General features: G+C 71.5%; 16 protein-coding genes. 8 read left to right on the top strand and 8 right to left on the bottom strand.

What is annotated here, in order from left to right; translation table 11 throughout:
- Positions 1-70: 70 nt before the first annotated feature.
- Complete coding sequence (locus AC1DPN_RS18425) at positions 71-811, bottom strand: class III extradiol ring-cleavage dioxygenase family protein (protein ID WP_477086230.1); 741 nt, start codon at positions 809-811, stop codon at positions 71-73.
- Positions 812-891: 80 nt separating this feature from the next.
- On the opposite strand from AC1DPN_RS18425, the gene AC1DPN_RS18420 reads away from it, so the two are divergent.
- Both AC1DPN_RS18420 and AC1DPN_RS18415 read left to right on the top strand, forming a co-directional pair.
- Positions 892-1,485, top strand: a complete 594-nt coding sequence (locus AC1DPN_RS18420) for a type III secretion system chaperone family protein (protein ID WP_477086229.1) — start codon at positions 892-894, stop codon at positions 1,483-1,485.
- A 49-nt stretch (positions 1,486-1,534) separates the two neighbouring features.
- Positions 1,535-2,056, top strand: a complete 522-nt coding sequence (locus tag AC1DPN_RS18415) for a type III secretion system chaperone family protein (RefSeq protein ID WP_477086228.1) — start codon at positions 1,535-1,537, stop codon at positions 2,054-2,056.
- A gap of 71 nt (positions 2,057-2,127) precedes the next feature.
- Here AC1DPN_RS18415 and miaB read toward each other — a convergent pair whose 3' ends face one another.
- Entirely contained in the window at positions 2,128-3,690 is a 1,563-nt protein-coding gene (gene miaB / locus AC1DPN_RS18410) for a tRNA (N6-isopentenyl adenosine(37)-C2)-methylthiotransferase MiaB (RefSeq protein ID WP_477086227.1), read from the bottom strand.
- 616 nt (positions 3,691-4,306) lie between these two features.
- Here miaB and AC1DPN_RS18405 point away from each other — a divergent pair.
- The 5 genes from AC1DPN_RS18405 to AC1DPN_RS18385 all read left to right on the top strand — a co-directional run bounded on the left by AC1DPN_RS18405 (position 4,307) and on the right by AC1DPN_RS18385 (position 8,784).
- Complete coding sequence (locus AC1DPN_RS18405; RefSeq protein WP_477086226.1) at positions 4,307-5,341, top strand: hypothetical protein; 1,035 nt, start codon at positions 4,307-4,309, stop codon at positions 5,339-5,341.
- Positions 5,342-5,446: 105 nt separating this feature from the next.
- Complete coding sequence (locus tag AC1DPN_RS18400; protein ID WP_477086225.1) at positions 5,447-6,223, top strand: amino acid ABC transporter ATP-binding protein; 777 nt, start codon at positions 5,447-5,449, stop codon at positions 6,221-6,223.
- A 51-nt stretch (positions 6,224-6,274) separates the two neighbouring features.
- Positions 6,275-7,141, top strand: a complete 867-nt coding sequence (locus tag AC1DPN_RS18395) for a glutamate ABC transporter substrate-binding protein (protein ID WP_477086224.1) — start codon at positions 6,275-6,277, stop codon at positions 7,139-7,141.
- Between the two features lie 90 nt (positions 7,142-7,231).
- A complete protein-coding gene (locus tag AC1DPN_RS18390; RefSeq protein ID WP_477086223.1) occupies positions 7,232-7,921 on the top strand; it encodes an amino acid ABC transporter permease in 690 nt (229 codons plus the stop codon).
- Positions 7,918-8,784, top strand: coding sequence for an amino acid ABC transporter permease (locus AC1DPN_RS18385; RefSeq protein WP_477086222.1), 867 nt, complete (start codon positions 7,918-7,920; stop codon positions 8,782-8,784). The genes AC1DPN_RS18390 and AC1DPN_RS18385 overlap by 4 nt, the downstream gene beginning before the upstream one ends.
- A gap of 84 nt (positions 8,785-8,868) precedes the next feature.
- Here AC1DPN_RS18385 and rny read toward each other — a convergent pair whose 3' ends face one another.
- The 6 genes from rny to AC1DPN_RS18355 all read right to left on the bottom strand — a co-directional run bounded on the left by rny (position 8,869) and on the right by AC1DPN_RS18355 (position 15,457).
- Positions 8,869-10,368: a ribonuclease Y gene (gene rny / locus AC1DPN_RS18380; RefSeq protein ID WP_477086221.1), complete on the bottom strand. Its 1,500-nt coding sequence runs from the start codon at positions 10,366-10,368 to the stop codon at positions 8,869-8,871.
- 145 nt (positions 10,369-10,513) lie between these two features.
- The gene (locus AC1DPN_RS18375) at positions 10,514-11,098 is read right to left on the bottom strand and encodes a regulatory protein RecX (RefSeq protein WP_477086220.1); all 585 of its coding nucleotides are present in this window, start codon (positions 11,096-11,098) and stop codon (positions 10,514-10,516) included.
- A 12-nt stretch (positions 11,099-11,110) separates the two neighbouring features.
- Positions 11,111-12,151, bottom strand: a complete 1,041-nt coding sequence (recA, locus tag AC1DPN_RS18370; protein ID WP_477086219.1) for a recombinase RecA — start codon at positions 12,149-12,151, stop codon at positions 11,111-11,113.
- Between the two features lie 217 nt (positions 12,152-12,368).
- Positions 12,369-13,136: an MBL fold metallo-hydrolase gene (locus AC1DPN_RS18365; RefSeq protein ID WP_477086218.1), complete on the bottom strand. Its 768-nt coding sequence runs from the start codon at positions 13,134-13,136 to the stop codon at positions 12,369-12,371.
- Positions 13,133-15,208, bottom strand: a complete 2,076-nt coding sequence (locus tag AC1DPN_RS18360) for an alkaline phosphatase family protein (RefSeq protein ID WP_477086217.1) — start codon at positions 15,206-15,208, stop codon at positions 13,133-13,135. The genes AC1DPN_RS18365 and AC1DPN_RS18360 overlap by 4 nt, the downstream gene beginning before the upstream one ends.
- A 15-nt stretch (positions 15,209-15,223) precedes the next feature.
- Complete coding sequence (locus AC1DPN_RS18355) at positions 15,224-15,457, bottom strand: DUF3046 domain-containing protein (protein WP_477086216.1); 234 nt, start codon at positions 15,455-15,457, stop codon at positions 15,224-15,226.
- An 89-nt stretch (positions 15,458-15,546) separates the two neighbouring features.
- On the opposite strand from AC1DPN_RS18355, the gene AC1DPN_RS18350 reads away from it, so the two are divergent.
- Positions 15,547-20,382 carry an ATP-dependent helicase gene (locus tag AC1DPN_RS18350; RefSeq protein ID WP_477086215.1) on the top strand — a complete coding sequence of 1,612 codons (4,836 nt, stop codon included), beginning with the start codon at positions 15,547-15,549 and terminating at the stop codon, positions 20,380-20,382.
- The last annotated feature ends 1 nt before the right edge of the window (position 20,383 follow it).

Genomic DNA, 20,383 nt, shown 5'->3' with positions numbered 1-20,383 from the left:
CGTCGGATCGGTCCGCGACGGCTCGCCGCAGGCAGGTGGTGGGTACGCAGACCTTACCGGCGCAGGCGCCTCAGGCAGTGCGCAGGGTCCAGACGACGACCGCGTGCTGAGCGCCCGAGACGACCTCGTCCGCGAGCAGCCGAGCCTCCACGCGCGCGTCGCCTGCAGCCCCGAGCAGCACCTGCCAGGGTGCCCAGCCACGGACTGCGAGCGCCGCGGCCAGTGCGGGCTCCGCGGCTGAGAGGCGGGCGCGGGCCTGCGGGCCGGCGTCGGCGAGGTCGGCCAGGAGCGCGCGGTCGTAGTCCGGTGCGCGCTCGTCGTCGGCGAGCGGAGCGTCCGGTCCGTGCCGGCCGCTGCCCGATCCGACGACGACGAGCACCGTGCGCCGGTCCGCGTCCGCCAGGGAACGCCCGAGGTCGGAGAGTGCGGAAGCACCCGGCGCAGGCGTCACCTCGACGACCCGTACCGCGGCGGAGGTGCCGACCTGCCCGAGCAGGTGGAGCGCGACCGCGGCAGCGACGGACGGCTGCCCTGCGCCGGTCGCGTCATCCGCCAGAGTGAACTCGCGGGTCGGCCAGCGCACGAGGGCGTCGGGAACCCCGGCCGCCGCGAGCGAGCTGGTGACCGGACCGCCCAGGATCCTGTCCGTGGCGCCGGGCGCGACGATCACGACCACGTCGGGCTCTGCGCCGACGACCTGAGCGATCGCCGAGAGCGCGGCCGCGCGCAGCCCCTGGACCGGGTCCGCGGACCCAGCCGCACCCTCGACCAGGAGTGCCGTTTCGGGCACGAGGGCGGCAGCGACGAGCATCCCCCGACGGTAGCGGCCAGACGATGGGACTCTGCTCACTGCGCCCGACATCCGGCCGAGGCGCCGGTATGGTCGTGCGCATGAGCTCGTTCGGGGATCGTGCGCGGCGTTGGTTCCGCGGACCCGCACGCCCCTCGAGCACCCGTCCGGTCACACCGATCCCGACGGACGACGAGGAGCTGCACGACCGCGTCGCCGAGCTGCTGGCCAAGGAGCTCGGCGTTGCGGAACCCGCCTCGGACCTGCCGTCGGACGTGTCGCCCGCGCGCATCGCGGCGTGGATGACCGACAACTCGTTCTCGTACTTCGTCGACAACGACGGCGACCTCGGTGGCCTGTGGCGCGGGCGACTCTTCTACTTCTTCCTGTTCGGCGAAGACTCCGAGATCCTCCAGATCCGCGGTCAGTGGCACCGCGAGGTCGCCATCGAGCGTCTCGAGGAGGTGCTCGACATCTGCAACGAGTGGAATGCCGACCGCATCTGGCCCAAGGCCTACGTCCGCGTCCGCGACAACGGCCGCATCCACGTGGTGTCCGAGGTCGCGACGGACCTCGAGCACGGCGCCACCGACGCCCAGCTCAGCCAGATGCTCTTCTGCGGCCTCTCGACAGGGAGCATGTTCTTCGACGCGCTCGACGAGCGGTACCCGGACCCTGCGGGGGTGAGCCCGTGAGCCCTCCGAAGGGCGTCTTCGCCCGCACGTTCGCGAGCGGGGTGCAGCGATGAGCGGCCCCGGCTGGCTGCTGCGCGTGCTCGGCGGGCTGCCCAAGCCGACCAAGAAGCCGATCCCTGGCGACGAGCCGCCGCACGTGCTCACGCGCGAACGCATCGCGGACTACCTGGTCGGGCGTGGGTACCGGTTCGTCGTCGACGACGACGGGGACCTCACGGGCACCTGGGACGGCAGCCGGTTCTGGTTCCTGATGCTCGGTGAGCAGCAGGAGATCCTGCAGGTCCGTGGCCGGTGGCACCGCAGCCTCCCTCTCGACCAGCGCGCCGGGGCCGCTCTCGCCGTCAACGACTGGAACCGCGAGCGGATCTGGCCCAAGGCGTACCTGCGCGAGGAGGAGGGCGTCCTCGCGCTGTACAGCGAGGTGTCCGCGGACTTCGAGCCGGGCGTGACCGACCTGCAGCTGGCCCAGCTGCTGGCGTGCGGGCTGGGCACCGGAGTGCAGATGTTCTCGACGCTCGAGTCGCTGCTCCCCCGCGACGACGTCACACCTCCGGACGTCCCGGACAACTGACCCGCACGGACGGTGACGCCAACTCGCCTTGCTGCTTGGCGCAGCGACGAGCTCTGGATCGGGAGCCTCGGCTAGCGACGGCCGATCGTCGGCAGACCGAGCACGACGGGGCCCGCCGGACCGCCGGTCCCGCACGCGTCTGCCGCACCGCCGTGGCTGTGCTCCTCGTCGGAACCCTGCCTGCGCTCCCAGGCGTCGCCCGCTCGCGTGCGTCGGACGGCGAACCGGCCAGCGGGCATCAGCGCGGAGTCCGCGACCAGGTGGTACGGCGCGGCATAGGTGACGTCGACGCTGGCCAGGTCCCCGGGACGCGGCACCTCACCGCCTTCGGGCACAGCCAGGTGGACCAGCCGGTTGTCGGCAGCACGGCCCGTGAGACGGTGCGACGCGCCGTCCTTGCGTCCCTCGGCCTCGGCGATCAGCACCTCGACGGTCCGCCCGACCTGCGCCCTGTTCTCCTCGAGCGAGATGCGGTCCTGCAGTGCGGCGAGCCGGACGTAGCGCTCCTGCACGACGGCCTTGGGCAGCTCGTCGGGCAGATCGAACGCCGCGGTGCCCGGACGGGGTGAGTACTGGAACGTGAACGCCGACGCGAACCGGGACGCCTCCACGACGCGCAGCGTCTCCTCGAAGTCCTCCTCGGTCTCACCGGGGAAGCCGACGATGATGTCGGTCGTGATCGCCGCGTCGGGCATGGCCTCGCGCACACGGTCGAGGATGCCGAGGAACTTGTCCGACCGGTACGAGCGACGCATCGCGCGCAGGATGCGGTCCGAGCCCGACTGCAGCGGCATGTGCAGCTGCGGCATGACGGTCGGGGTCTGCGCCATCGCCTCGATCACGTCGTCGGTGAACGCGGCCGGGTGCGGCGATGTGAACCGCAGCCGCTCGAGGCCGTCGACCGTGCCCGCGGACCGCAGGAGCTTGGCGAACGCGCCTCGGTCGCCGAAGCCGACGCCGTACGAGTTCACGTTCTGCCCGAGCAGCGTCACCTCCACGGCACCCTGCCCGACGAGCGCCTCGACCTCGGCCAGGATCTCCCCCGGCCGGCGATCGCGCTCCTTGCCGCGCAGGTGCGGCACGATGCAGAACGTGCAGGTGTTGTTGCAGCCCACGCTGATCGACACCCAGCCCGCGTAGACCGACTCGCGGCGCGTCGGCAGCGTGGACGGGAAGACCTTGAGGGACTCCTCGATCTCGACCTGCGCCTCGGCGTTGTGGCGGGCACGCTCGAGCAGCACCGGCAGGACGTCCAGGTTGTGCGTGCCGAAGACGACGTCGACCCACGGCGCTCGCTCGACGATGCCCGCGCGGTCCTTCTGCGCGAGGCAGCCGCCGACGGCGATCTGCATGCCGGGGCGTGCACGCTTCGTACCGGCGAGCCTGCCCAGGTTGCCGTAGAGCTTGTCGGCTGCGTTCTCCCGGACCGCGCAGGTGTTGATGACGATGACGTCGGCGTCCTCGGCCGCCGCGTCGGCCGGGCTGGCCGCCACGTAGCCCGCCTGCTCGAGCATCCCCGCCATGTGCTCGGAGTCGTGCACGTTCATCTGACAACCGAGCGTCTTGACCACGTAGGTGCGCACGGCAGATCCACCGAGGGCATCCTCGGTGGTGGGGAGCGGGCTGGTGGACATCACCGTCAAGGGTACGGCCGGTCTCCGGACCTGAGGATCATGGCTATACGGAGTCGAACATTTCTGACTAGCATGCACATATGGGGGAATGTTCTGGGGCGCCGCCGCCTCAAGCAATCGATTGACGTGCCGGTCCGATTCTGGGAGTTCACAAGAATCCGGGGACCGCGCGTCCCCAAAGCTCCGACCTCACCGTTGCGTACCGTGCGGTCGTCATGATCATGGGGTGGGTCGAGCCGTGGAGGGCCGACCGGCCGCGCGCACCGACGCGCCATGCCAGGGCAGGTCAGCGGCGTCTCGACGCTGCCCAGGACCGCGTCCGGGCGCCGAGCCCGTCTGCGGAATAGCCGTCCACCGGGGATTTCTTTCTGGACGCTTGTGCAGATCGCCAAAAAGCCCGGGACCACGTCGGGACATTGTCGCCCCGATCAACGGTGGCGCCGTCGGCGCGACATTCCCGACCCGCCATGCCATCTCGGGCAGAAGGCCTGTGATGTCGACACAAACAGGGGGAACGCACGATGAGAATGACACGACTGTGCACGGAACATGCGGAGGCGGCTGTGCTCGCCCGCCGTAGCGGGGACGACGCCACGGGCGCCGTCGGTGATGCATCATGAGCGACCTGATCCCGGTCTCCGAGACCTCGTTGCCCGTGAGCGCCACGTTCATAGGACAGGTCACCGGCTCGATCCGGCTGTCCATCAAGGGCGTCCTGCGCGTCAAGGTCGAGCCGCCGGAGCCCGGGACGAACCCGCCACCGCCGTTCGTGGTCGGCGAGACCTACCCGGACGAGACGACAGTAGGTGCGGGCATCATCCGCCCCTACCCGACGAACGTCGTCACGACCCCGACGACCTTCACCGGGACGGCGACGGAGCCGATCGTCGACACCATCTTCGAGAACCTCGTGACCATCGACGGGCAGGGCTTCGAGTTCGAGAACTGCGTCTTTCGCGGCCCCGCCGAACGGACGACCGGCTCCAACCTCATCAACGTGTTCTCCGACTCGAGCGGGACGGTGCTGCGGTACTGCGACATCAACCCGCAGACGGAGTCGTCCTACTGGAACGGCATCGGGTACAAGCGCTACCGGCTCGAGCAGTGTCACGTCTGGGGCTGCACAGACGCGTTCGCGGCGTTCGCCCTCCAGGACGACCCGGACCCGTCGGTCGACGTGAAGATCATCGGCACCTGGGCGGAGAAGCTCTCGCAGTTCAAGCCGGACGTCGCTGGGAACCGCGACGTGACGCACAACGACGTCATCCAGTGCCAGGGCAACGTCGGTCCCGACGACGACATCCTGATCGACGGGTGCCGGTTCGACGGCTACCACTCCCTCGAGCAGTCCGACCCGACGCCCCCGCAGCACACGCAGATCAGCGCGATCATGATGACGCCGAGCGGCTCGTGCCAGGACCGGGTCTGCCTGACCGCGCGCCGCTCCTGGTTCACGGGTGGCGTCTTCACCCTGAACGCGACGGCTCCCTCGCTCGGGCTCTCGGTGCTCGTCCTGGAGGACAACATCTGGGAGGCGCCGCGCAGCGGCGGGCCGTCTGCTGCCATCGCGATCGACACGGTCCTGACCAACAGGACAGTCACCGGAAACCTCTACGCCGACGGCAGTCCCGTCCCGATCTTCAACGGCTGACGAGCTCCGAGAACGCCCCGGGCACCGGGGCGTTCTCGGCCTTCGCCCTCGACGAGCCCCTTTCCCCACCGTGCGAGGTCGGGCGATCCGTCCTAACGTGTCTGGATGGCGGACCTTCCGGCGGCGCCCCCGCCTGTGCACGCACACGATGCGCTGGTCTCGCTGAGAGGCGTGGACAAGCACTTCGGATCCCTGCACGTCCTCCAGAACATCGACCTCACCGTGGCTCGCGGTGAGGTCGTCGTCATCATCGGCCCTTCCGGCAGCGGCAAGTCGACGCTCTGCCGCACGATCAACCGCCTCGAGACCATCGACTCGGGCACGATCGAGGTCGACGGCCGGAGCCTCCCTCAGGAGGGCCGAGACCTCGCCAGGCTGCGGGCCGACGTCGGCATGGTGTTCCAGTCGTTCAACCTGTTCGCGCACATGACCGTGCTGCAGAACGTGGTGCTCGGACAGGTCAAGGCCAAGGGCGTCAAGACGTCGAGGGCGCGCGCGACGGCCATGGAGCTGCTGGAGCGGGTCGGGGTCGCGGACCAGGCCAGCAAGCTTCCCGCACAGCTGTCCGGAGGCCAGCAGCAGCGCGTCGCGATCGCGCGCGCCCTCGCGATGCAGCCGAAGGTCATGCTCTTCGACGAGCCGACCTCGGCCCTGGACCCCGAGATGATCAACGAGGTGCTCGACGTCATGGTCGGGCTCGCCAAGGACGGGATGACGATGCTCGTCGTCACGCACGAGATGGGCTTCGCGCGCCGTGCCGCGAACCGTGTCGTCTTCATGGACGGCGGGCAGATCGTCGAGGAAGCCGACCCCGAGACGTTCTTCACCGCCCCCACGAGCAACCGGGCCCGCGACTTCCTGTCCAAGATCCTGACCCACTGAGAAGACCCGAAACGACACCGCGCAACACACACACACAAAGGGGAATCGACGATGCGCACAGGACGACGGATCACAGCGATCGCTGCCGCAGCGATGCTCGCGCTCGCGGGCTGTTCGAGCAGTGACGACGACTCGGGCGACGCCGGCTCCACGGGCGACGCGTCGGAGAGCAGCGGTGGAGCCGAGGGCACCGTCCGCATCGGCATCAAGTTCGACCAGCCGGGGCTCGGCTTCAAGGACGGCGACGAGTACACCGGCTTCGACGTCGACGTGGCCAAGTACGTCGCCAACGAGCTCGGGTACGGCGAGGACCAGATCGAGTTCGTGCAGTCACCGTCTGCCCAGCGGGAGAACCTGCTGGAGACCGGGCAGGTCGACATGATCTTCGCGACGTACTCGATCACCGACAAGCGCAAGGAGGTCGTCTCGTTCGCCGGCCCCTACTTCGTCGCCGGCCAGGACCTCCTGGTCGCGGCGGACGACGACTCGATCCAGGGACCCGAGGACCTCGAGGGCAAGAACCTCTGCTCGGTGACCGGGTCCACGTCGGCGCAGCGCATCAAGGACGAGTACGCGGCAGGCACGAACCTGCTCGAGCAGCCGGGGTACGCCGAGTGCGTGACCGCCCTCACGGCCGGATCGGTCGACGCCGTCACGACGGACGACATCATCCTGGCCGGTCTGGCCGCCGTGCCCGCGAACAAGGGCAAGGTCAAGGTCGTCGGCAACCCGTTCTCCGAGGAGAACTACGGTGTCGGTCTCCCCAAGGGCAGCGACAAGTGCGAGGCGATCAACGCCGCGATCACCAAGATGGTCGACGACGGCACCTGGGATCAGCTCCTCGCCGACAACGTCGGTGCGTCGGGCTACGAGGCGAACACGGAGCTCAACCCGCCCGAGCCCGCCGCCTGCAGCTGACCGCCGCGTCCCGGAGGTCCACCACGGACCTCCGGGACGCCTCGACGACACGGCTTCCGGGGTGGGGGCCTTGACCGAGAAGGAGGGTCGGTGGACGACGGGTTTCTCGAGCAGTTCCTGTCCTTGTTCGACGAGTTCGACGTCGCCGCTGCCTTCTGGGTGAACATCCAGCTCACCCTCTACGCAGGGATCCTCGGCCTCGTGCTCGGCACGGTGCTGGCCACCATGCGCATCTCCCCCGTGCCGAGCCTGCGGTGGGCGGGGTCCGCGTACGTCACCGTGTTCCGGAACACGCCGCTCACGATCATCATGGTGTTCACGGTGCTCGGACTCTGGGGGCAGCTCCGCTGGACCTTGTCGCCCGACTTCACGACGAACTTCTTCCGCTTCGCCGTCGTCGCGCTGACCGTCTACCACGCCGCCTTCTTCTGCGAGGCCCTGCGTTCCGGCGTCAACACGGTGCCGATCGGCCAGGCCGAGGCCGCCCGGGCGATCGGGCTCAGCTTCCTTCCCGCCGCACGGCTCGTGATCCTGCCCCAGGCGTTCCGCGGGTCCATCGCGCCGCTCGGCAACGTGCTCATCGCCCTGATCAAGAACTCGACCGTCGCGGCCGCTGCGGGCGTCGCGGAGGCCGCCGGGCTCATGAAGACGATGATCGAGTTCAGGCCGGACGTGATCATCGCGATCTTCCTGACCTTCGCGTTCGGGTTCGTCGTCCTCGTCGTACCCGTCGGGCTGTTGACCACCTCGTTGTCCCGACGCCTGGCGGTGGTCCGATGACCGACTCCCCGCTCTTCGACGCCCCCGGGCCACGGGCACGTCGACGGATGGTGTGGATCAACGTCGTCGGCGCCATCGTCGTGGCCGGGATCGCGTTCCTCCTGCTGCGGGCGCTGGCGGCGAAGGGCCAGCTCGAGGCGAGCCTGTGGAACCCGTTCGCCGGCTCACGGGCCTGGGAGAACTTCCTGCTGCCCGGGCTTGTCGACACGCTCAAGGCGGCAGGGATCTCGATCGTGACCTCGAGCATCTTCGGCGCCGTGTTCGGCATCGGGCGGCTCTCCCGCTCGGCATTCGTCCGCGGAGTCAGCGGGGCGGTCGTCGAGTTCTTCCGGGCCGTCCCGGTCCTGCTGATGATGATCTTCTTCTACCTCGGCATCGCGCGCCTGCACGTCGTCGAGCCTGCCGACCTGCCACTGGTCGCCGTCGTTCTCGGGCTGACGTTCTACAACGGCTCGGTCTTCGCCGAGCTCATCCGGTCCGGCGTCCACAGCCTGCCGCGCGGGCAGCGGGAGGCGGCCCTCGCGGTCGGGCTACGACCGGGCCAGTCGCTGCGACTGATCGAGGTCCCGCAGGCGCTCATCGCGATGCTCCCGGCGCTCGCGAGCCAGCTGGTGGTCATCCTCAAGGACACCGCCCTCGGCTCGATCATCACGTACCCCGACCTGCTCGACGCCGCCCGGCGACTGGGTTCCGGCGGCGGCAACATCCTGCAGGCGCTGATCGTCGCCGCTGCCATGTTCATCGTCATCAACTACGCGCTGACCCGACTGGCCGGCCTCCTGGCCCAGCGCGTCGGGGGCCGGACCGCGGGTCGGCCACGGGCCGAGGCCCCAGGACTGGCAGTCGGCCCGGGCGCTCGGTGACGGGCGTCGGCCCGCAGTCGCGCTCGGCGAGGCGGCCGTGGTTGGGCTCCGTGAGGAGGCCGCAGCCGCGCACGGTGAGGAGCGTCAGCCCGCAGTCGCGCTCGCGCGGATCTCGCGCACGACGGTCACCTTGATCTCGCCCGGATAGGCCAGGTCGGACTCGATGTGCCGCGCGATCGCCACCGCGAGCTGCGGCAGTGCGTAGTCGTCCACCTCGGACGGCTCGACGACGACGCGCACCTCTCGGCCGGCAGACATGGCAAGTGCCCGTCGCACCCCGGCGTGGGCGGCGACGAGCTGCTCGAGCTTGTCGATGCGCTCGACGTACTGGTCGAGCTCCTCACGACGAGCGCCCGGGCGAGCCGCCGAGATCGCGTCGGCGACCTGGACCAGCACCGCCTCGACCGTCTCCGGCGGGACCTCGTCGTGGTGCGCGGCGATCGCGTTGACGACGGCGGCTGACTCACCGTTCCGTCGCGCGAGCTCCGCTCCGACAGCCGCGTGCGTGCCCGGCACCTCGGACGTCAGCGCCTTGCCCAGATCGTGCAGGAGTGCGCCGCGCCGGGCGACCTCGACGTCAGCACCGACCTCCGCGGCCAGCGCAGCAGCGAGCAGAGCGGTCTCGACGAGGTGCTCGAGCACGTTCTGCCCGTAGCTCGTGCGCAGCCGGAGCCGACCGAGCGTCTGGACCAGGGTCGGGTGCAGGCCGGCGACGCCCACGCGCTCCGCGGCGTCGTGACCGGCAGCCTCGGTTCGCTCCCCGGCGGCCGCGAGCGCCTCGGCGTACGCCTGCTCGATGCGCTGGGGATGGATGCGGCCGTCGGCCATGAGTGCCTCGAGCGTCACCTCTGCGACCTCACGGCGCTCGGGGTCGTAGCAGGACAGCACGACGGAACCCGGCTGGTCGTCCACGAGCACGTTCACGCCGGTCAGCGCCTCGAAGGACCGGATGTTCCGCCCCTCCTTGCCGATGATGCGGCCCTTCATGTCGTCGGACGGCAGCGGCAGGACCGCGATCGCCGACTGCGAGCTGGTCGCCAGGGCGAGTCGCTGCACGGCGGTCGTGACGATCCGACGAGCTCGCGCGTCGGCCGTGCGGCGGGCCTGGGCCTCCGCGCGGCGTACCTGCGCGGCCGCGTCGTTCTCCGCCTGTGTCGTGATGCGCCGGGTGAGCTCGTGACGTGCGTCGTCCGCGGTGAGACCCGAGACCGACTCGAGCTCGGCGCGCGCCGCAGACTCTGCGTCCGCCAGGCGACGCGCGATCTCGCGATCTGCGTCCTCGCGCAGCCTGGCCGTCTCGCGCTGGTCCTCGGAGACCGCTTCGGCGCGGGCTCGCGTCTTGCGCTGCAGCTCCTCGACCTCCGTGCGCTCGTCGGCCAGCACCTGCTCGCGCTCGGCGGCACGTCGGTCACGACGCTCGGCGTCGGCCAGCAAGGCACGAGCCTCGTCCTTGATCGTCGCGACGTCCTCGCTCGCCCGAGCGCGCTGGATGGCAGCCTCGCGACGGGCGACGAGCACGAGCACGAGGGCCACCAGGCAGGCGCCGAGCAGGCCGACGACCGTGGCCAGTGCGCCTGAGTCCACTGAGTCATCCTTCGGTAGTCGTCCGCGCTTCCGGGCGCTTCGCCGGTGCCTTCGCTGACGCCCATTGTCGCCCAGGTGGGGCCATGCTTTGTTGGTCCGCCACCCGGGCGAACCGGATGACTTAGGCCCCTGTGCGATCAGGACGCTAGGACATGGTCCCGAGGTCGTCGAGATCCTCGCCCGCGGCACCGATGGCGGCCAGCTCTTCGCGCACCAGCCGAGACACCAACCCGGGCGGGTACCCCTTGCGCCCGAGCGCAGCGTAGGTGCGCCGCGCCCGTGTCTGCGCGTCCAGGGTCGAGGTCGACGCCAGCTTGCGGCGGACCAGTGCCCGCGCGGCCGTCTCCTCGTCGTCGCTGTCGACCTCTTCGAGCGCCGCGCCGGCCAGCTCGTCGTCGATCCCCTTGCGACGCAGCTCCACCGCGATCGCACGCCGGGACAGGCCCCGCTCGGCGTGCCGCGTCCGCACGAGCATCCGCGCGAACTCTTCGTCATCGATCAGCCCGACCTCGGTGAACCGGTCGAGCACCTTCTCGGCGACCGCCTCGGGGACGTCCTTGCGCGCCATGGCGTCGGCGAGCTGAGCACGGCTGCGAGCGGCGCCGGTCAGGAGCCGCAGCGCGATCGCGCGCGCCACGGACTCCTGGTCCGGTTCGGCGTCCTGTGCGGCCGCGCCGGCAAGGGGCGGCTCGTTGCCGCGCCGCCCCTGCCGGCTCGTACCGAACGTCATGCGTCAGGAGCCTCAGAAGTCGACAGGCGCCGGAGCGTCGGCTGGAGCGTCGAGCCGTGCCCCGATGCCGAGCTTCTCCTTGATCTTCTTGTCGAGCTCGTTGGCCAGATCCGGGTTGTCCTTGAGGAACGTGCGGGCGTTCTCCTTGCCCTGGCCCAGCTGGTCGCCCTCGTACGTGTACCAGGCACCGGACTTGCGCACGAAGCCGTGCTCCACGCCCATGTCGATGAGGCTTCCCTCGCGGGAGATGCCGACGCCGTAGAGGATGTCGAACTCCGCCTGCTTGAAGGGCGGCGCCATCTTGTTCTTGACCACCTTGACGCGGGTCCGGTTGCCGACCGCCTCCGTGCCCTCCTTGAGGGTCTCGATGCGACGGATGTCGAGGCGCACCGAGGCGTAGAACTTGAGCGCCTTGCCACCGGTCGTCGTCTCGGGCGAACCGAAGAACACACCGATCTTCTCGCGCAGCTGGTTGATGAAGATGGCCGTGGTCCCGGACTGGCTGAGCGCGCCGGTGATCTTGCGCAGCGCCTGCGACATGAGCCGCGCCTGCAGACCGACGTGGCTGTCACCCATCTCGCCCTCGATCTCGGCCTTGGGCACGAGCGCCGCGACCGAGTCGATGACCACGATGTCGATGGCACCGGAGCGGATCAGCATGTCCATGATCTCGAGCGCCTGCTCACCGGTGTCCGGCTGCGAGACGAGCAGCGCGTCCGTGTCCACGCCGAGTCTCTTGGCGTACTCGGGGTCGAGCGCGTGCTCGGCGTCGATGAAGGCCGCGATGCCGCCGGCGCGCTGCGCGTTGGCGACCGCATGCAGGGCCACCGTCGTCTTGCCGGAGGACTCCGGACCGTAGATCTCGACGACGCGGCCGCGGGGCAGCCCGCCAATTCCGAGCGCGACGTCCAGCGCGATGGAACCGGTGGGGATCACCTCGACGGGGGCACGCCCGTCGTCGCCGAGGCGCATGATCGATCCCTTGCCGAACTGGCGGTCGATCTGGCTCAGTGCTGCCTCGAGGGCCTTTTCGCGATCCTGTGGTGCGGCCATGTGTGCGACCTCGTCTGTCTCGAGCAGCAGCTGCTGCGGTACGGGGGCTGGTCTTGTCACGAGTGACGCTATGTCCGACCACCGACATCCCGACCTGGCCGCCCCGTCCCCGTGATCCAGCAGGTGCTGGCGGGGGCTGTGGACGGCTCGGTCGCTCACTCGCAGGCCCACCATACCGAACAGATGTTCGATCGCACGCGACACGCCGCGAGTGTCGCTACGCCAGCACCAGCTGCTCTCCCGGCTCGACCGCGTGCACCTCGAGCCCCGGTGCCTCCCGCGCTGCGGCTGCCGCGAACGCGGGTCCCGCGCGGTCCATCCACCCCGGGGGCAGGCGTCGGGACACCGGTGCGTGCAGCGTGCCCCAGTGCACGGGGACCGCGCTGCGCACGCCGGCGGTGACACACGCGTGCACGGCCTGCACGGGATCCATGTGCCCGCCGGACAGCCGGGGCCCCCAGCCGCCGACGGGGATGAGCGCGAGGTCGATCGGCCCGCCCGCGAGCGCCGGGAGGTCCGCCATCGCGCCGAACGGTGACGTGTCGCCGGCGAACCAGATCCGGTAGCTCGGCGTGCTGATCAGGAACCCGTTCGCGGCGTTGGGCCGGTGCGGCATGGGACGGTGGACGTGCACGGCCGTCACCAGGCGCACCCGCACGGAGGAACCCGGGACGTCCCACCAGTCATGATCGGGCAGCCCTGCCGCACCCTCGACGCCCCGGCGGCGGAGCCAGCGCGCGTTGGCCGGAGCGGTCAGCACCGGCGTGCCCGGCAGCTGCCGCAAAGAGCCGAGCTCGGCGTGGTCGTGGTGCAGGTGGGAGAGCAGGACCGCCGCGGCCCCCTCCCAGTCGGACCGCCGCGGCGCGGCACCTCGTCGGCGCAGCAGCCCGGCGTGGCGCAGCAGGAGCGGATCGGTGAGGAGCCGCACTCCGTCGAGGTCCAGCACCGTGCTCGCGTGCCCCAGCCAGCGCAGGGACACGGTCACGGCCGAAGTCCCTCCGCGGCCGCCCACCGGATCAGCTGCTCGTGCACGGACTCGGCACCGACCAGGATCTCGTCGTCGCCCACCGGCTCACGCAGCCCGTCGTCCATCGCCCAGCGCGACGGGTGCAGCAGGAAGGCATGGTTCTGTGCCCCACCGATGCCGCCGTGCGAGCCGACCTGGCCCTCGAACGCGTGCACGTGGCCGGTCGGGCCGACCGTGGAGATGAGCAGCAGGTCACCCGTGTGCGGCAGCCGGGCCGCCCGCATGAGGTCCGGCCGTCCGCGCGGACCGTACGGCAGCAACGGGTCCTCCCCCTCGGGCTTCGCGTCGTCCTGCTCGAGCAGGACCAGCCCGCGCGGTCCGATCGCGACGAGCCCGCGGTCGAAGGTGTCGACGACGACCACCCCGACGCCCTCCCGCTCGGCCAGACCGGTGACCAGGCCGGGCCAGCGCTCCTGGAACTCCTCGAGGGTCAGCCGGTGGTCGACCCGCGGGAACCACACGAGGCCGAGGTTTCCGGAGCCGACCGTGACCACGTCGGGCAGGTCGTCGGCGTCCTGCTGCTTGGGACGACCCTGGTCCGGGCCGAGCACGGCGGCACCGCGGGACAGGTTCAGAGCGCTGTTGACCAGCGCGTTCAGCGGTCCCCAGTCCTCGCCGGTACCGCTGTCGACGCCGTCCGCAGCCGGCTCGGCCATGAGGGAACGGACCGTGTCCAGGAGCGTCTCGCCACCGAGCTGTTCGTAGGTCGCGCCGAGCGCCTGCCCGTGGTCGGACAGGACGACGATCTCGTAGTCGCGCGGTGCGACGGCGACGACGCGTTCGAGCGTGCCGAGCACGCGGTCGAGGCCCTCGAGCGCACGCAGCGACTCCGGTCGGGTGGGTCCTGCGTGGTGCGCGATCTCGTCGTAGTCCACGAGGTCGACGTAGACGGTCGGGTCCCCGCGCAGCAGTGCCTCGGCGATGAGCGACGTGTTGAGGTCCCGCAGCAGGACGTTGCTGATGCCGCGCAGCACCACGTACCACCCGGCTCGGGAGATGCGGGGCTGCACGTCGCGCACGCGCTGACGACGCGCCTGGTAGAGCTCCTTGAGCATCTCGCCCGCCGACACCGTGACCGCACGTGCGAGCACGAACGGGCTGGCGAAGAACCGCACGTAGGCCGGACCCGGGCCCAGGCCACCGTCCGGACCCTTGGTGCGCGAGCGGCTCATCACCACGTAGGCGGTCGCCGCGTCACCCGAGAACATGGTCGAGATCGCGGACCCACCACCGGCGAGCAGTCCCTTGCCCGTGCTCAACCGCGCCTCGACGAGCGCTGCGTCCTCCGGGTGGTTCGTCACGACGAGGCGCCCGAGGTCCCGGTCCCACCAGCGGAACGCAGGGATCTGGCCGGAGTCGCCGTGCAGGAGCCCTGCCTGGCTGGCGGGCGTGGTCGACGGGATGCGCGCCCACCACTCCTCCAGCACGTGGTCGCCGGCCGTGATCCAGCGCTGGATGTTCGGCGCCAACCCCGCCTCGATGGCCTCCTTCAGGACCGGCAGGGCGACGCCGTCGAGCTGGACGACGAGCATCCCGGCCGCACGCGGCGTGCCGTCGGCCGGCTCGACGATGCCCTTGCGGCGGGCCTGGCGGCGGGCACGGCGCACGACCACCGAGATGACGTAGTCGCTGTCGTTCGCCCCCATGATCCAGCGGCCGATCGCCATGACGATCGCGGTGAGGACGAGGACGGCCAGGACGTCGCCGAGGTTGTCCGCGTCGATCCCGGGCACGAGCGCGAGCGCGATCCACAGCACCGCGATCTGCGCCAGCAGGCCCAGACCCAGGGCGAGGACGGCGCTGCCCCGACGCGCAAGGAAGCGCAGCGGAGCGCCCAGGAGGAGGTCCCCGAGGGCGACGACGACCGCCGCCGCCAGGATCGAGGCAGGCGAGTCTGACCGCACGCCGTCGATGAGCCAGACCGCGACCGCGAGGCCCAGGGTCGTGGTGACGAGCGTGAGCACGGCTTCGCCGATGTCCTGCAATGTGGGCACCCACGCGCGAACGCGCCTGCCGGTCGGGGACGTCATCGTGTGTGTCTCTCCTCAGGACCGGGGTGGCGCCGGGCGGCGGGCGTCCGCGCCCCAACGCTCGTTCTCGGGTATCTGGAGCTCGTCGCACAGGGCGTGCCAGACGTTGCGGGGCTCCTCGTTCTCTTCGAGCGCCTGGATCGCCGTGCGCTGGCCGAGACCACCGAGCACCAGCTCGCGCGTGAGCTCTCGCCCGTGCGCGGCGCCCAGGACCTCGTCCACCAGCTGCCAGAACTCGCGATACCTCACGGGGCACAGCCTGCCACCTGCACAGGAGTCGGCGGGCCCCCGTCTGATGAGCGCTGTCGGGTGTCGGTGCATGCGGACACAATGACCACGTGGTGCTGAGGCGATTCTCCGACCCGACCCAGGCGTGGTTCTCGGGTGCCTTCGCTGAGCCCACGGCCGCCCAGCTCGGCGCGTGGACCGCGGTCGCCGGTGGTGACCACGCACTCGTCGTCGCACCGACCGGGTCCGGGAAGACGCTCGCGGCGTTCCTGTGGGCGGTGGACGGACTCCTGACCGGTGAGGTTCCCGCCGATCCCGTCGAGCGTTGTCGCGTCCTGTACGTCTCACCGCTCAAGGCGCTCGCCACGGACGTCGAGCGGAACCTGCGCTCGCCGCTGGTCGGCATCCGGCAGGCCGCGCAGCGCCTGGGCGCCACGCTGCCCGACGTCACGGTCGGCATCCGGACCGGAGACACGCCGCCCAGCGAGCGCCGGGCCTTCGCGACGAAGCCGCCGGACATCCTGATCACGACGCCCGAGTCGCTCTACCTCGTGCTCACCTCGGGCGCCCGCGCCGGGCTCGCGGGGGTGCGCACGGTGATCATCGACGAGATCCACGCGGTGGCCGCGACGAAGCGGGGCGCACACCTCGCCCTCTCCCTCGAACGCCTCGACGCACTGCTGGACCGGCCGGACGGGCCGGGACCCGCGCAGCGGATCGGGTTGTCCGCGACGGTGCAGCCGGTCGAGGCGGTCGCGGAGTTCCTCGGCGGCGCGCGGACGCCGCAGGACGGCGGCCGTGCGGTCGTGGTCGTCCAGCCGCCGTCGACCAAGAAGATCGTGGTGGACGTGGTGGTCCCGGTGCCGGACCTCGCGGACCTGCGCGCGGCCGGGTCGATGCCGGAGCAGGACCTCTCGGGAGCCGCCGACGCTCCGCTGGTGCGGGCGTCGATCTGGCCGCACGTCGAGGAGCGCGTCGTCGACCTCGTCGCGGAGCACCGGTCCACGCTCGTGTTCACCAACTCGCGGCGCGGCGCGGAGCGGCTCACCGCGCGCATGAACGAGGTCTGGGCGGAGCGCCAGGGCGAGGACGTCGCCGATCCGGGCGCGCTCTCCCGTGCTGCGGCCGTTCCCGGGCAGTCCGGCACCGCCGTCGGCATCGACACGCGCGACGCCGCGACGATCCTCGCTCGTGCGCACCACGGGTCGATGAGCAGGGCCGAGCGGACCCGGACCGAGTCCGAGCTCAAGGCGGGCAACCTCCCGGCCGTCGTCGCCACGAGCTCGCTCGAGCTGGGCATCGACATGGGAGCCATCGACCTCGTCGTCCAGGTGGGTGCACCGCCGTCGGTCGCCAGCGGCCTGCAGCGGGTGGGCCGCGCCGGGCACCAGGTCGGTGCGGTGTCGCGCGGCATCGTGTTCCCGACGTTCCGCGGGGAGCTCGTCGCGGCAGCCGTCACGGCCGAGCGCATGCGGACCGGCACCCTTGAGCCGATGCATGTCCCGCGCAACCCGCTCGACGTGCTCGCGCAGCAGATCGTGGCGATGGTCGCGGTCGAGGACTGGTCGCTCGACGAGCTGTCGGCTGTCGTCCGGCGCGCGGCACCGTTCTCCGGGCTGGGCGAGGCAACCTTGCGGGCTGTCCTCGACATGCTCGCCGGGCGGTACCCGAGCGAGGAGTTCGCCGAGCTGCGGCCGCGCGTCGTCTGGGACCGCGTCCGCGACGTGCTCAGCGGCCGGCCCGGATCCCTCCGGCTCGCGGTGACCAGCGGAGGGACGATCCCGGACCGTGGGATGTACGGGGTCTTCCTCGCCGGTGGCGCGACGACGAGCGACGTGCCGGTCGACGCGGAACGCAGCGGCGGCGCGATCCGCGGCGGCAAGCGCGTGGGCGAGCTGGACGAGGAGATGGTCTACGAGTCGCGCGTCGGCGACATGTTCACGCTCGGTTCGAGCACGTGGCGCATCGACGACATCACACCCGACCGTGTGCTGGTCACACCCGCCCCCGGGGTGCCCGGCAGGCTCCCGTTCTGGAAGGGCGACGCCCCGGGCCGGCCCGCAGAGCTCGGTCGCGCGATGGGTGGCTGGGTCCGCGAGGTGCTCGGATCCGACGACGCGCGCGGACGGGTCGAGGCTGCGGGACTGGACGCGTGGGCGGCCGACAACCTGCTGAGCTACCTGACCGAGCAGCAGGCGGCCACGGGAGAGGTCCCCTCCGACACCACGATCGTGGTCGAGCGGTTCCGTGACGAGCTGGGCGACTGGCGGGTCGTCGTGCACTCGCCGTACGGCGCCCGCGTGCACGCACCCTGGGCGATCGTCATCGGTGCACGTCTGCGGGAGAAGTACGGCGTGGACACGGCAGCCATGCACTCGGACGACGGCATCGTGCTGCGCCTGCCGGACATGCTCGACGCGAGCATCTCCCTCGGTGTCGACGATCCCTGGGCAGACCAGTCCGGTCCGGCCATCGACCTGGCCGACCTGCTGCTCGACCCCGACGAGGTGCTCGACGCGGTGCGTGCGGAGCTCGGCTCGTCCGCGATCTTCGGGGCACGGTTCCGTGAGGCGGCCAGCCGCGCGCTGCTGCTCCCCCGCCGCCGGCCCGACCGTCGCACGCCGCTGTGGCAGCAGCGGCAGCGGTCGGCGCAGCTGCTCTCGGTGGCCTCCGAGTACCCCGACTTCCCGATCCTGCTCGAGGCCGTGCGCGAGTGCCTCCAGGACGACTTCGACACCGACGCGCTCACCGCTCTCATGCGGGACATCGCCGCACGTCGAGTCCGGGTGGTCGAGGTGACGACGACGCAGCCCTCGCCGTTCGCGCAGTCCCTGCTGTTCGGCTACACCGCCCAGTTCCTCTACGACGGCGACGCGCCGCTGGCCGAGCGGCGGGCAGCCGCCCTGACCTTGGACCCGACGCTGCTGGCCGAGCTGCTCGGGCAGGGTGGCGAGTCCCAGCTCGCCGACCTGCTCGACCCCGACGCGGTCGTGCGCACGGAGGCCGAGCTGAGCGGTCGGGCGCCCGAGCGCCAGGCCGGCTCCATGGAGCAGGTCGCCGATGTCGTGCGTCGACACGGACCGCTGACAGCGGCAGAGGTGGCCGAGCGTGTGCAGCCGACGCTCACCGACCAGGTCGAGGGCTGGCTGTCGACCCTGGAAGGCAGCCGCAGGCTGATCCGCGTCCGGCTGGGCGGCGTCGCCGTCGAGCGGGCCGAGCAGTGGGCGGCGGTCGAGGACGCTGGTCGCCTGCGAGACGCGCTCGGCGTCGCCCTGCCCGTCGGTGTACCCGAGGTGTTCACCGAGCTGGTGCCCGACCCGGTGGGCGACCTCCTGCGCCGGCACGCCCGCACACGCGGACCGTTCACCGCCGCCTCGGCCGCCGCCCGGTTCGGCTGGGGTGTCGCGATCGTGACGGAGGCGCTGCGGCGGCTCGAACGAACCGGAGTCCTCGTGCAGGGAAGGCTGCGGCCCGACGTGCTGGGAGGTACCGGCGACGAGTTCTGCGACGCGGACGTGCTGCGTCAGCTGCGGCGGCGGTCGCTGGCTGCGTTGCGCGCGGAGGTCGAACCGGTCGCCCCGCAGGCGCTCGGCGTCTTCCTGCCCCGCTGGCAAGGGGTCCACCCCGTAGGCCGTTCGGCGCGCGCCTCGGCGACCGGGTCGCTGCGGGGAGTCGACGGCGTCGCCCGCGTGGTCGAGCAGCTCGCCGGCTCGGTGATGCCCGCCTCGGCGCTCGAGACCCACGTGCTGCCGGCTCGCGTGCCCGACTACGTCCCGGCGATGCTCGACGAGCTGACGGCAGCGGGCGAGGTCGTCTGGGCGGGGCACGGGGCGCTGGCGGGTCACGACGGGCTCGTCTCTCTGCACCCGGCCTCGGTCGCGGACCTGACGCTGCCACCGTTGGCCGCGGACCTCGTCGAGGACGCGCTGCACGAGGCCGTCCTGACCGCGCTCTCGGGCGGCGGCGCCTGGTTCCTCGGTGCGCTCACCGACCGGGTCCGCGAGCTGGTCGACGAGCCGCCCACGCAGGTCGACGTCGCCACGGCCGTCTGGGACCTCGTCTGGAACGGACGCGTCACGAACGACGGCCTGGCTCCGCTGCGGGCCTGGCTCGGCACCGGCACCACCGCGCACAAGACGAGAGCGGCGACACCGCGCGGTCGTGCGTTGCGGCCGCGGCTCGGTCTGCGCGCGGCCGTCCGTCCCGCCGACGCGGGCTCGTCCCGCGGCACCGCGCTGGCGGCCGGGGGTGGGCGATGGTCGCTCCTGCCCGCCCGAGAGGCAGATCCGACCCTCCGCGCGCACGCTCTCGCCGCCCAGCTGCTCGACCGGCACGGGATCCTGACCCGTGCGGTCGCCCCGGCCGAGGGGGTCGGCGCGCGGTTCGCGGACGTCTACAAGGTGCTGTCGGCGCTCGAGCAGGGTGGCCAGGTGCGGCGCGGCTACTTCGTCGAGCGGCTCGGCGGATCGCAGTTCGCACTTCCCGGCGCGGTGGATCGTCTGCGGGTCGACGCCCAGGTCGTGGAGCGCGCGTCCGACGTGGACGCACGGACCGAGCCGCTCGTGGTCGTGCTGGCCGCCACGGACCCGGCCAACCCCTACGGCGCGTCCCTGCCGTGGCCGACCGCCGCCACGGACGGTGGGCATCGACCGGGCCGCAAGGGCGGCGCGCTCGTCGTGCTGGTCGACGGCGCACTGGTGCTCTACCTGGAGCGAGGCGGTCGCACCCTGCTCTCGTTCTCGGCCGAGGCGTCGGTTCTGCTCGCAGCCGCCGACGGCCTCGCCGTCACCGCCCGGACTCGCCATGCTGGCCGGCTGACGATCGCGAGGCTCGACGGCATCGAGGTGCTGGGCGGAGGTGCGCTGCACGGGGACGTCGGGCAGGCGCTCGTCGCCGCGGGGTTCGCGCCGACCCCCCGCGGTCTGCGCCTCCCGGGTCAGTCGTGAC

The organism is Cellulomonas sp. P4_H4, from assembly GCF_056400865.1.
This window is presented reverse-complemented; position numbering and strand designations above follow the sequence as displayed.

What these genes read in the sequence shown, in the direction of transcription:
- AC1DPN_RS18425 (WP_477086230.1), bottom strand. Translation starts at nt 811, where the DNA reads ATGCTCGTCGCTGCCGCCCTCGTGCCCGAAACGGCACTCCTGGTCGAG.
- AC1DPN_RS18420 (WP_477086229.1), top strand. Translation starts at nt 892, where the DNA reads ATGAGCTCGTTCGGGGATCGTGCGCGGCGTTGGTTCCGCGGACCCGCA.
- AC1DPN_RS18415 (WP_477086228.1), top strand. Translation starts at nt 1,535, where the DNA reads ATGAGCGGCCCCGGCTGGCTGCTGCGCGTGCTCGGCGGGCTGCCCAAG.
- miaB (WP_477086227.1), bottom strand. Translation starts at nt 3,690, where the DNA reads ATGTCCACCAGCCCGCTCCCCACCACCGAGGATGCCCTCGGTGGATCT.
- AC1DPN_RS18405 (WP_477086226.1), top strand. Translation starts at nt 4,307, where the DNA reads ATGAGCGACCTGATCCCGGTCTCCGAGACCTCGTTGCCCGTGAGCGCC.
- AC1DPN_RS18400 (WP_477086225.1), top strand. Translation starts at nt 5,447, where the DNA reads ATGGCGGACCTTCCGGCGGCGCCCCCGCCTGTGCACGCACACGATGCG.
- AC1DPN_RS18395 (WP_477086224.1), top strand. Translation starts at nt 6,275, where the DNA reads ATGCGCACAGGACGACGGATCACAGCGATCGCTGCCGCAGCGATGCTC.
- AC1DPN_RS18385 (WP_477086222.1), top strand. Translation starts at nt 7,918, where the DNA reads ATGACCGACTCCCCGCTCTTCGACGCCCCCGGGCCACGGGCACGTCGA.
- AC1DPN_RS18375 (WP_477086220.1), bottom strand. Translation starts at nt 11,098, where the DNA reads ATGACGTTCGGTACGAGCCGGCAGGGGCGGCGCGGCAACGAGCCGCCC.
- recA (WP_477086219.1), bottom strand. Translation starts at nt 12,151, where the DNA reads ATGGCCGCACCACAGGATCGCGAAAAGGCCCTCGAGGCAGCACTGAGC.
- AC1DPN_RS18360 (WP_477086217.1), bottom strand. Translation starts at nt 15,208, where the DNA reads ATGACGTCCCCGACCGGCAGGCGCGTTCGCGCGTGGGTGCCCACATTG.